We start from the raw sequence: 11,441 nt of genomic DNA, 5'->3' as shown, positions 1-11,441 counted from the left end.
TTGCAATAAAGTAGAGCTATTTTCTGATGAATGGCCGTTTGTATAAATTCATCCTAGCTGGTCATAATAAAGAAGATTTCACTTATGAAATCTATAATGATGAGGAGGATGAAAAATGAGTAGGTTCGAACAATTAGATCCAAAATCTCAAAAAATCCACCGCAACTGGTCAAGGATTAAGCGATCCAAATCGCAAGTAAATGGTGAAACGGAGATAACTCTCCATAATCGCCTCTTGCGAAGTGAAGCAAAGGCCCGTCAGTTTTAATCATGCTAGAAAAGTAAGTGTCATCAAGCCCAGAAAAAATTCTGGGTTTTTTTATGGATAAAAATAGAAGGCGGAATGTATTATAATACGTTATAAGGAAGAAAAGGGGAGGAAGGCTATGAATATTACTATTCCAACTTATTTACAGTCATATGCAGAAAATGTTGAACAGCTAGAGGCAGTTGAATCACAGTTACAGCTTTGTTCCAGCACAGGGAATAAACAGTTTGAAATTTGGTACTATGGAGATTTACTAACAATCGAAGGTGAGGCATTGCCTTTCATTTCTGGAGCAACCGCTAGAATTGTTGCAAAAGACCCTTTAACGGCGGAGGAAATTTTGCTATTTGATGCAACCCTACATGGCTATAATGCGCTATTTTGTGATGAATTTACGGAGGAGCAGCGTATCCATCGTCCACTACGGAAATATCTTTTGCCCACAACAGAAGTTGCCCTATCATTTTTCTATAATATTGACTATGACGAAGAAGCAGAAGACTATGAGGTAGATGAACATGGCAATGTACAGCTACTCAACGGAGAAACAGCAGATTGGGAGACGATAAAAAGTATTGGCTATGATGCCTTTGCTTTTTATGGCAAATCAGAAGATGGTACACTGCTAGCATTTGCACAGGAAGAATTAGCCTAGCATGAAAGGAACATAGAAAAATGCAATTCATCTCATATACACAAGATTTAGCGAAGCAAATTCATCAATATCAATCAAACAATGCATTTTATCGGAACATTATGAAAACAGAAGAGCCAGTGAATATCGGTTTTATCTATATTGAGCCAGATGGGGTAGTTGGTATGCATGAAGCCCCTGTTCCTCAGCTTTTTATCGTGATGCATGGCGAAGGCTGGGTTCGTGGTGAAGATGATGAAAAAATCACCATAAAATCTGGACAGGGTGTACTTTGGCATCAAGGGCAGGCGCATGAATCTGGTAGTACGACAGGCTTGACAGCACTTGTGATCCAAGCTGAGCATATACATCTTACATAAAAAACGTGTGTAACGGTAGGAGGGGAAGGCATTGAGCAACACAGAAAAATGGAACAAATGGTTGAAAGACTATGGGTTAGCACATAAGGCTGAGCAAATAGCAGCTTATACTAGAAGCTCTATACGTATGGTAGCTAAGCAAAATGCTGATGAAGAAATTCCGATTGGCCATTCAAAAATAGGTGGCTGTCCGGATGTTCCCACAGATTTTGTGTGGCCATATACGAACGATAAGAGACCGTTGTATTTCCTTTGCCAACTACATGTAAAGGATATCAAACCTTACGATACCAACAATTTATTACCTACAGATGGATTATTGTCCTTTTTCTATGATGCAGCCGAGCAACCATGGGGATACGATCCGAAAGACTATGATGGCTTCAATGTTTTCTATTTCACAGAACCAGTTAGTAGCCTTACAAGAATAAAAATACCTGCTATCTTACTCAAACATGGCGACATTGCCAGTGCAAGTCTGCAGTTTAAAAATGAATGGACACTCCCGCCCTGGGAATCTCCATTTTGGGATGATTTAGAAGAAACTCTAACGGAAGAGGAAGCAGATAATTTGAGAGACCTTGCATATGAATCGATGGAAGAAGCTGATGCAAATGGAGCCGTTCATCGCATAGACGGTTTTCCAGATGCTATTCAAGGGGATATGTACTTACAATGTCAGCTTGTCTCCAATGGCTTATATTGTGGCGATTCAACTGGTTATAATGATCCCCTTCGAAGGGAATTAGAGGCTGGGGCAACAGACTGGCGATTATTGCTTCAACTTGATTCAGAAGAAGAGCTTGGATATATGTGGGGAGATAGCGGTAGATTGTATTTTTGGATTCGTGAGGATGATTGCCAAAAGACCCGCTTTGATCAGACATGGGTTGTCTTACAATGCTTTTAAAAACGAAGGGGGATAACGGTTGTCAAAGCAACCGTTATCCTTTTTCATGTTGTTTCACCATTTTCACTGTTTTAAGCGGATAACCATCGAAACACTCATCGAATTCTACTAGCTTTTCGAACCCCTTTGCCTGATAAAAATGCATACCAATTGTATTTTCTTTTTCTACACAAACAAATAATGACGATAGGCTGGGAAGCATGTTTAGCCCTCTTTGTAAAAGAGCTGAACCGATACCACTCCCCTGGCTATCAGGATGCAAGTAAATGGCAAGCAGCTCTGCCTCACCATGTGTAACATTTGAGAAATTAGCAAAGCCTACTAGCGATTCATCGACGATTGCGACTAAAAATAGGCTAGTAGTGAAGCGCTGTGTTAAACGGTTACTGCTATACGCCATTTGTAAAAAGCGATCTTGAATATCACGAGGGATGATTCCTTCATATGTATGGTGCCAGCTTGTTCTAGCAATTTCTTGTACAAATGTAATGTCATTTTCTAGCATCTGTCGTATAATAAATGTCAACACTTTTCACCTGCAATTCCAATTTTTATCTTTATTGTAACATTCAATCAGTCGAAATGGGGGGTCACTTTCATGCAAGTAGTGGAAAAAGCATTTGGCTATATTACGAGAGAGCATGAAGAACAATTACAAGTGCTCGTATTTGAACAGAATTCAGTTGGTGCAGGTATTCAAGTGCCCAAAGGTACAGTAGAAGAGGGCGAAACACCTTTAGAAGCTGTGAAGCGTGAAATGTTGGAGGAGACTGGTCTAACAACACTTGTCGTTCAGAGGTTAATTGCACAGGACTATTTTAATCATCCGTCAGGTATTTTACAGAAACGTTATTTTTATCATTTAACATCCGATGAAACACAAGATTCATGGCAACATCATCCAACGGGCTTAAATGAAGCGGATTTAATTTTTTCATTTTATTGGATTTCTGCTGAGCAAGAAGCGCTACTAGCAAAGGGGCATGGTGATTATTTATACCGTGTGTTAGGAAAGGTGAAAAATTGAACGTAGGATTATAAAGATGCGGTGGCATGACTACTTTAGCTATTAACAAATAGAAAACCCTAACTATGATAAAACACGCAATGAGTGTTTCGTAAAATAGTTAGGGTTTTTCAACGGTCTCTTTCAGGTTGGTTCAATCAAGCCTTGGCCACAATCTCTAAGGCTTGTGCAAAATCAGCGATTAAATCATCTACATGCTCAAGTCCCACTGAAAATCGTAAAAGTCCATCTGTGATGCCGCGTTTTGCACGCTCCTCAGGCTCCATAGCAGCATGACTCATCTTTGCTGGGTAGGAAAGAATTGATTCCACACCCCCAAGAGAGACCGCGAAAACAGGAATTGTCATTGCTTCGACTAATGCTTTGGCGGCTGCATAACTTGGTAAACGGAAAGACAAAACAGCCCCACCACTTGTACTTTGGCGCTGATGAATGTCATACCCTGGATGTGAGGCAAGTCCAGGATAGTAGACTTGCTCAACCAGTGGATTTGTAGTTAAAAATGTTGCAATTTTTTGTGCAGATTCAGCAGAGCGACTAAAGCGCACATCTGTTGTTTTGATATTTTGTAGCAGTGTGAAAGAATCTTGTACACCTAAAATATTGCCAAAAGAATTTTGGATAAAGTATAGCTCTTGTCCTAGCTTGTCATCTGCTGTAACTGTTAAGCCAGCAATAATATCAGAATGACCAGATAAGAACTTAGTTGCACTATGAATGACGACATCAACTCCAAGTTCTAGTGGACGTTGGTGTAACGGTGTCATAAAGGTATTATCTAAAAATGTCAGACATTGGTGTTGTTTCGCTAGTGCCACCACGCCACGAATATCTGTGATGCCTAATGTCGGATTTGATGGTGTTTCCATATAAAGCAGCTTCGTAGCTGGCGTTATTGCTGCTTCTACTGCTGCTAGATCCGTGAAATCTACAAATGTATGGGAAATCCCAAAGCGTGGTAACACCTTTGTCACAAAACGATAGGTTCCACCATAAACATCCTCGGTCATGACGATATGGTCCCCTTGGGATAACAGCATTAACGCTGCTGATACCGCTGCAATGCCCGAAGAAAAGGCATGAGCGCGAACACCACCTTCAAGTTCTGTCACAGCTTTTTCTAATGCGTCTCTCGTAGGGTTGCCTGAGCGAGCATAATCATATTCTCCAAACTCATCCATACTTTCTTGATGGAAGGTAGAGGACAGATACATGGGAACATTGACAGCCCCTTTTTTATTACCATAGCCATCACGAACACCTGCATGAATGAGGCTCGTTTCAATACGTTGCTTCATAAATTATGCCTCCTTTCTTAGGATATCGAATACTTGTTGTAAGTCTGCAATTAAATCTTCTGCTTCCTCAATACCGACAGAGAATCGAAGTAAACGATCACAAACGCCACGTTCAACACGCTCTTCATATGGCATATCTGCATGTGTTTGTGTGGCAGGATATGTAATAAAGCTTTCCACACCGCCAAGACTTTCAGCAAAAGTAATTAACTTTAAGTGACGAAGGAATGGGTCAATCCACTCAGGTTTTTGCAAGCGGAATGACAGCATGCCACCTTTTCCTGTATAAAGTACATCAGTCACTAATGCTTCTTCCTCTAAATAAGCAGCAATGGCTTTTGCATTTGCATCATGCTGTTTTAATCGGAGATGTAAAGTTTTTAAACCGCGAATAAGTAACCACGAATCCATAGCGCCTAGCACCATACCACTGCCATTATGAATAAAGCCAATGCGTTCAGCTAATTCCTTACCTTTAGCCACAACTAAACCAGCTAAAACATCATTATGACCACCGATATATTTTGTAGCAGAGTGAAGGACAATGTCTGCCCCTAATTCGATAGGGCGTTGGAAGTATGGTGTATAGAAGGTATTATCTACAATTAACCAGGCTCCATGCTTATGGGCTAACTCTGCATACACTTGTAAATCGAATTCCTGCATAAGTGGATTTGTTGGGGTTTCAATGAATAACGCACGAGTATTTTCAGTTATTAATGCTTCCACCTGTTCAACCGATTCAAACTTTGAATAAACAGGCTTGATATTATAGGTTTCTTGGAAGAAGTTAAATAGTCTATAGGTACCGCCATATAAATCATCAGGCACGACTAACTCATCGCCTGGTTTAAATAAGGATAACACCAATTGAATAGCAGCCATCCCTGAACTACAGGCAAAGCCCATATCGCCCCCCTCTAAATCAGCAATCCCTTCTTCTAAAAGAGCACGTGTAGGATTTTTTGTACGTGTATAGTCAAAGCCAGTAGATTCCCCAATTCCAGCATGTTTATAAGCAGTCGATAAATGGATCGGCGGGCTCACAGCACCTGTTATGGGGTCACTTAAATTTCCTAGTTGTACAAGTTTTGTTTCAATACTTCTGTTTAATGTCATGACGTCACTCTTTTCTCCAATATTATTAAAAGCGACAATTTTCGCTTTCAATTTATTAGTATTCTCAATAATTGTTACCAATTTAACATGGATACTAAAGAAGAACAAGGGTGTTTTCTGAAAATTAGCTAGATTATTTATAGTTAATCACGTAGGAATAGTAGGAGATTGATTATTAAATTATGAGCAACAATGTGTGGGAGCTTCTAGTTAAGTTAACAGGATAGAGCAGAGAAAGTGGAGGATACGCATAAAGTTGGTGGATAGAATAAGAAAAGCAGCGGATAGAACGCGGAAAGAGATGGATAGAACAGAGAAAGAGAAGGATACGCATAAAGTTGGTGGATAGAGTAAGGAAAGTAGCGGATAGAACGCGGAAAGAGATGGATAGAACAGAGAAAGAGAAGGATACGCATAAAACTGGTGGATAGAGTAAGGAAAGTAGTGGATAAAATGCGGAAAGAGAAGGATAGAGCAGAGAAAGTGGAGGATACGCATAAAGTTGGTGGATAGAATAAGAAAAGCAGCGGATAGAACGTGGAAAGAGATGGATAGAGCAGAGAAAGAGAAGGATACGCATAAAGTTGGTGGATAGAATAAGGAAAGTAGCGGTTAAAACGTGGAAAGAGATGGATAGAGCAAAGGAAGTGAAGGATACGCATAAAACTGGTGGATAGAGTAAGGAAAGTAGTGGATAAAATGCGGAAAGAGATGGATAGAACAGAGAAAGAGAAGGATACGCATAAAGTTGGTGGATAGAATAAGGAAAGCAGCGGATAGAACATCCAAAGAGAAGGATACAAAACCAAAGGATCTGCCTCTTTCGAATAAGGCAGATCCTTTGGTGTCATATGTTAGGCTTGTTCTTTTTTGAGTAAATCACGAATTTCTTTGAGGAGCTCTTCTTTTGCATCTAATTCAGGAGCTGGCTCTTCAACGACTGCTTCTTCTTTTTTACGTGTAAGCTTCGTCATAATTCGGAGCGCCATAAAAATGGCAAATGCAATAATTAAAAAATCAATAATTGATTGTAGAAATACACCTAAATTGACTTGGGCTTCACCAGAGCCAAAAACAAAGCTCTTTGTTAAATCAACACCACCTGTTAAAATACCAACTAATGGCATAATGATATTTTCAACTAAGGAGGTAACAATTTTACCGAAAGCACCACCGATGACTACTGCTACTGCTAGATCGACAATATTGCCTTTCATTGCAAATTCTTTAAAGTCTTTCCACAAAATAAATGCCTCCCTATTATTATCCAATATAATGAATCAACCTGTATTTTACTATATTTTTAGCAAACCTTTCAACTGCTTTTATAGTGAAAATGAATAGCATCCTACAACTGGAAGTTTCTATCTTACAAAAATTAAAAGATTTACTACATATAACGAAAAATTTGGTAATATAGAAAAAGAATACTAGATTAGGTGTGACGTATGACAAAGAAAAAGAACAACAAAGCCATGTTATCACCCGCTACAAAATTGGGTATGATAGCATTATTGATTCCCGTTGCGATAACAGTGTATGTCCTGACATTTTTTGCGTGGAAGGAACTTCAAACATTACCGATTTTTGAAAAGCTTGCACAGCAAAAGGCAATTGAGGAGATTCAACAACATTTCGATATGGACATTCCAGAGAAATACATTCCGGTATATGTAGCAGCGGAGGAGAAATATGGTGTGCCATGGACATTGCTTGCTGCACATCATCGAATTGAAACGAGATTTTCTACAGTGAAATCAATGGTTTCATCTGCCGGGGCAGAAGGGCATATGCAATTTATGCCGTGCACGTTCGTTGGCTGGCAGCATCCTACTTGTTCAGGACTAGGAAAAGGAAACATCACGAAGGCTGAATTAATGAATCCAGAGACAATTGCTAAATATGGAGGATATGGCGTAGACGCGAATGGGGATGGTATAGCCGATCCCTATGATATTGAGGATGCGGTATTTAGTGCAGCTAATTATTTAGCTAAATACGGCGCTGCCAAAGGTAATATTAAGAAAGCTGTGTATCAATACAATCATAGTGAAGAATATGTGGAAAATGTATTGTATTACTACCAATTGTATAATGATTATCACGATGAACTCCGAGCAACCGTTTTACTGAATGAAGCAAAATAAAGAGCCATCACCATGGATGGCTCTTTATTACATATTTAAGTTGCTTTACGCATACCTTTTAAAATAAGGCTGACGATAAAGATCAACACAACGGCACCGATCAGTGCTGGGAACACGTAGAAATCACTTACTCTCCAACCCCAGTTCCCTAAAACCATACTACCGATCCAAGAACCAACAATCCCTGCAATAATATTCCCGATGATGCCACCAGGTACATCTTTACCTAAAATTACGCCAGCTAACCATCCAAGAATTCCTCCGATGATTAAATACCAAATGAAACTAATCATTATTTTCATCTCCTTAAAATTAAGATATAATGGCGATTACTTAGTTATACCCTGAATGGAGTAGATTAAACACTGCGATTTTGTTTAGTAATTATTACATGCTGTCATAATGGCTGTAGACAAATGAATGCAGCTCTTTCATCATGCCCACACTAACGTAACTCCAACTGCATAAATGATTGTGAAAATGTCCACATTAACTACAATTACTTCTATATTGTACATACACCGATTTTCGCTTACTTCTATAGTATGTTCACGCATTCAATCCGTACCAAAAATAGATGGAACGCTCCAAAATCAGCCGTTTGACTAAATATTTGCAAAAACCACCTTTTTATCCATGAAAAAATGCATTTTTTGTTGAAGCAGAATTTCAATCAATTATACGGTTGTTCATTTTTTATTTATATGAATGGAAAATGGTTAAATTTTCACCTTTTAATAGTTTGAAAATTCTGTTTAAAAGGATTATAATGTAGAAAAAAGGAGCGTGTTGCATATGAATATGGCTGTTATGAAACGTTTAAATCGTCAAGGTTTTCTGATTGCTGGTCTGCATTTGTTAGTGCTGCTAAATCTTGCAGCCGATTTCTTATACGCATCGTAACCAATTGAATAGAAAGGTGAATGAAATGTTTGTCCCATTCTAAAACAACTGTGTCGACTTATTGAATAAAAAGCGCACGGTTGTTTTTATTTTGACTCATGAATAACAAAATTATTCTGTAAATTGTCAAATACATAGTATATACAGGAGGGATTAAATGACGACAAGATTGGATCGAGCGTTTAGTGATTTGGAAAGACCATTTGCTTGGTTGGACTTAGATGCGCTGGATAAAAATATACGAACTGTGCAAGAGGCTTGTGGTGGCAAGCAAATTCGTATTGCGACAAAATCGATTCGTTCTGTTGAAGTGCTTCGTTATGTTCAGAAAAACCTTGCTAATGTTGTAGGCTTTATGACATTCACAGCGGCAGAGACCATTTTTTTACTACAGCAGCAATTTGATGATTTATTACTGGGCTATCCAGTAATGGAGGAAGCAGCTATTCGTCGCTTGCTACATTTCGTCAAAGACGGGAAAAGCGTTACTTTTATGGTGGATCGGCCAGAACATATCCAACTATTAGCGAAGCTGGGACTAGAAATAGGTGTACGTGTACAGGTTTGCATTGATATTAATGTTTCGAATGATTTTAAAGTACTGTATTTCGGGACTAAACGTTCATCGTTGTATTCTCTTGAGACGCTGACACCTTTTTTGCAAGAGATTCAAAAAACGTCAGCGATTGAGGTTGTAGGTGCAATGGGCTATGAGGCTCAAATAGCAGGCGTTGGCAATCGTCCTGCGAATGCATTAAAAGGCAAAGTGATTGAGGCAATGCAAGTACAAGCTAAAAAACAAGTAACCCAATTTCGTCGCTTAGCGATAGCCCATATCAAGGCGTATTTTCCAAACTTACGCTTCGTCAATGGTGGAGGCTCAGGGAGCATGTTATATACCAATCAGCAGAAAGAAGTGACTGAAATTACAGTAGGCTCCGCTTTTTATGCACCTGCATTGTTCGATCAATTTACACATTTACAGCTAGAAAAGGCAGCTGGATTTGCTTTGAGTGTAACGAGAAAGCCTGAAAAAAATATTGTTGTTTGTCATGGTGGGGGTTATACGGCTTCTGGAGCAATTGGATTGGATCGCTTACCTGTATTCTATGAACCTAGCAATTTTGCATACCTTAGCTTAGAAGGAGCAGGAGAAGTACAAACGCCTATAAAGGTCAAAGGAAAACATATTAATATTGGTGATACGATCTATTTTAGACATGCAAAAGCAGGGGAGCTTTGTGAGCGTTTTCAAGTACTCCATGGGATTCGAGAGGACAAGTATATGGGGCCTTACACAACATATAGGGGGGATGGACAATGTTTTCTATAGAAAAATGGCGTAATGGTGAAAAGTGGACAAATTGGGCGGGGAATGTTATTTCTTATCCGAGTGAAATGTACTTACCACAATCGGTTGAAGAAGTTTCAACCATTGTCAAGCATGCACGTGAAGCGGGAAAAACGATTCGGGTCACAGGGGCAGCTCACTCTTTTAGCGCTGTGGCTATGCCTGAGCATATCGCTATTTCCTTACATAATATGCGTGGATTAATCGCTGTGAATGAGGAAAAGCAGGAGGCAACATTATGGGCTGGTACCTACCTATATGAAATTGGACCAATGCTGGAGAAGCACGGCTTTGCTTTAATCAATATGGGGGATATTCAGGAGCAAACGATTGCAGGAGCAGTATCAACGGGTACACATGGTACAGGGATTACACTTGGTTCTCTGTCGTCTGCTGTCATGACATGGGGGTTTGTAGATGGCACTGGCACATATCAGGAGCACAGGAGGGGAATGGACGATTTATCTGAAGCACTACACGTATCGCTCGGTATGCTTGGTGTCCTTGTCAAAGTAACGATCAAAGTCATGCCACTTTATAGCTTGCATTATGTTGGGGCAAGAGAAACTTTGAGCAATGGTCTCACACTATTCGCAGAGGATATTCGCCAACATCGCCATGTGGAATGGTTTTATTTCCCTGGTAGTGAGACGATTCAAGTAAAACGGATGAATGCTGTAGCACCCATCTATCAAAGTGAATGGAATAAAAAAATAGAAACGTTAAAGCTTCAAATTGTAGAAAATGGTGCTTTCTTTGCCATGTCAGAACTTTGTAAGTGGAAACCAGCGTTAAGTGGTGCTATGAGTAAAATAGCAGCCGCAAATGTGGTGAAAAGTGAAAAAGTGGGCATAAGCTATGAAATTTATCCTTCTCCTCGTAGTGTGAAGTTCCAAGAAAGTGAATATGCCATTCCACTCGCTCAATTTGAAGCATGCTTGGAGGAAATTCATACAACCTTTAAAAAAGGGATTTTTAATGTTCATTTCCCATTAGAGTGTCGAACAACTGCAGGGGAAGCAGGCTTTTTAAGTCCAACACAGGGGCGCGAGTCTGCTTTTATAGCCTTTCATATGTATAAAGGGATGTCAGAAGAGCCTTATTTTAAATGGGTTCATACTTTGATGCAAAAATATGATGGCCGACCTCACTGGGGCAAACAACATCATTTAACAGCACAAACCGTCTACGAACTGTATCCAGAGATCGAAAAGTTTTTAAAAATACGACACCAATATGATCCCGATCAAGTATTTTTTACAGGCTACTTAAAAAAATTGTTTCTATTGTAAGCGTTATCTCTATAGATAAGATGATTCAACTTGTCCGAAAATATGGGAATCAATGGTCTCTTACATTGTTGGTTATTATTGAAAAATTAAAATTTGAACGAAATGTCAAAAT

Annotated in this window: 13 protein-coding genes; 8 read left to right on the top strand and 5 right to left on the bottom strand. The window is 39.3% G+C overall.

What is annotated here, in order from left to right:
• The first annotated feature begins 115 nt into the window (after window positions 1–115).
• The 4 genes from MKY46_RS13740 to MKY46_RS13725 all read left to right on the top strand — a co-directional run bounded on the left by MKY46_RS13740 (window position 116) and on the right by MKY46_RS13725 (window position 2,192).
• Window positions 116–268 (top strand): YpzG family protein, encoded by a 153-nt coding sequence (locus tag MKY46_RS13740; RefSeq protein WP_004231380.1) that lies wholly within the window; start codon window positions 116–118, stop codon window positions 266–268.
• Window positions 269–386: 118 nt separating this feature from the next.
• Window positions 387–923 (top strand): hypothetical protein, encoded by a 537-nt coding sequence (locus MKY46_RS13735; protein WP_340834513.1) that lies wholly within the window; start codon window positions 387–389, stop codon window positions 921–923.
• Between the two features lie 20 nt (window positions 924–943).
• Window positions 944–1,282 carry a cupin domain-containing protein gene (locus tag MKY46_RS13730; RefSeq protein ID WP_340834511.1) on the top strand — a complete coding sequence of 113 codons (339 nt, stop codon included), beginning with the start codon at window positions 944–946 and terminating at the stop codon, window positions 1,280–1,282.
• A gap of 31 nt (window positions 1,283–1,313) precedes the next feature.
• The gene (locus tag MKY46_RS13725; protein ID WP_036123248.1) at window positions 1,314–2,192 is read left to right on the top strand and encodes a YwqG family protein; all 879 of its coding nucleotides are present in this window, start codon (window positions 1,314–1,316) and stop codon (window positions 2,190–2,192) included.
• A 34-nt stretch (window positions 2,193–2,226) separates the two neighbouring features.
• On the opposite strand, the gene MKY46_RS13720 is transcribed toward MKY46_RS13725, so the two are convergent.
• Complete coding sequence (locus MKY46_RS13720) at window positions 2,227–2,721, bottom strand: GNAT family N-acetyltransferase (RefSeq protein ID WP_080717084.1); 495 nt, start codon at window positions 2,719–2,721, stop codon at window positions 2,227–2,229.
• A 69-nt stretch (window positions 2,722–2,790) separates the two neighbouring features.
• Here MKY46_RS13720 and MKY46_RS13715 point away from each other — a divergent pair, with 69 nt between their 5' ends.
• Window positions 2,791–3,219 (top strand): NUDIX hydrolase, encoded by a 429-nt coding sequence (locus MKY46_RS13715; RefSeq protein ID WP_036123251.1) that lies wholly within the window; start codon window positions 2,791–2,793, stop codon window positions 3,217–3,219.
• Between the two features lie 137 nt (window positions 3,220–3,356).
• Here the strand turns inward: MKY46_RS13715 and MKY46_RS13710 are convergent, their stop codons facing one another.
• The 3 genes from MKY46_RS13710 to mscL form a co-directional block, all read right to left on the bottom strand.
• Entirely contained in the window at window positions 3,357–4,517 is a 1,161-nt protein-coding gene (locus MKY46_RS13710) for an aminotransferase class I/II-fold pyridoxal phosphate-dependent enzyme (RefSeq protein ID WP_036123254.1), read from the bottom strand.
• A 3-nt stretch (window positions 4,518–4,520) separates the two neighbouring features.
• The gene (locus MKY46_RS13705; protein ID WP_036123256.1) at window positions 4,521–5,636 is read right to left on the bottom strand and encodes a methionine biosynthesis PLP-dependent protein; all 1,116 of its coding nucleotides are present in this window, start codon (window positions 5,634–5,636) and stop codon (window positions 4,521–4,523) included.
• Between the two features lie 854 nt (window positions 5,637–6,490).
• A complete protein-coding gene (gene mscL, locus MKY46_RS13700; protein WP_036123266.1) occupies window positions 6,491–6,880 on the bottom strand; it encodes a large conductance mechanosensitive channel protein MscL in 390 nt (129 codons plus the stop codon).
• Window positions 6,881–7,084: 204 nt separating this feature from the next.
• Between mscL and MKY46_RS13695 the strand changes: the two genes are divergently transcribed.
• Entirely contained in the window at window positions 7,085–7,783 is a 699-nt protein-coding gene (locus MKY46_RS13695; RefSeq protein WP_036123269.1) for a lytic transglycosylase domain-containing protein, read from the top strand.
• A 35-nt stretch (window positions 7,784–7,818) separates the two neighbouring features.
• Here MKY46_RS13695 and MKY46_RS13690 read toward each other — a convergent pair whose 3' ends face one another.
• On the bottom strand, window positions 7,819–8,076 hold the full coding sequence (locus MKY46_RS13690) for a GlsB/YeaQ/YmgE family stress response membrane protein (protein WP_036123271.1): 258 nt from the start codon (window positions 8,074–8,076) through the stop codon (window positions 7,819–7,821).
• Window positions 8,077–8,843: 767 nt separating this feature from the next.
• On the opposite strand from MKY46_RS13690, the gene MKY46_RS13685 reads away from it, so the two are divergent.
• Together MKY46_RS13685 and MKY46_RS13680 are read left to right on the top strand one after the other, a co-directional pair.
• Window positions 8,844–10,019 (top strand): amino acid deaminase/aldolase, encoded by a 1,176-nt coding sequence (locus MKY46_RS13685; RefSeq protein ID WP_036123274.1) that lies wholly within the window; start codon window positions 8,844–8,846, stop codon window positions 10,017–10,019.
• Window positions 10,007–11,329: a D-arabinono-1,4-lactone oxidase gene (locus tag MKY46_RS13680; protein WP_036123277.1), complete on the top strand. Its 1,323-nt coding sequence runs from the start codon at window positions 10,007–10,009 to the stop codon at window positions 11,327–11,329. The genes MKY46_RS13685 and MKY46_RS13680 overlap by 13 nt, the downstream gene beginning before the upstream one ends.
• Window positions 11,330–11,441: the final 112 nt, after the last annotated feature.

It is taken from the genome of Lysinibacillus sp. FSL M8-0355 (genome assembly GCF_038008985.1).
GTDB classification, from domain to species: domain Bacteria; phylum Bacillota; class Bacilli; order Bacillales_A; family Planococcaceae; genus Lysinibacillus; species Lysinibacillus fusiformis_D.
The sequence above is the reverse complement of the archived record's forward strand: the minus strand, read 5'-3'. Positions and strand labels throughout refer to the sequence as shown.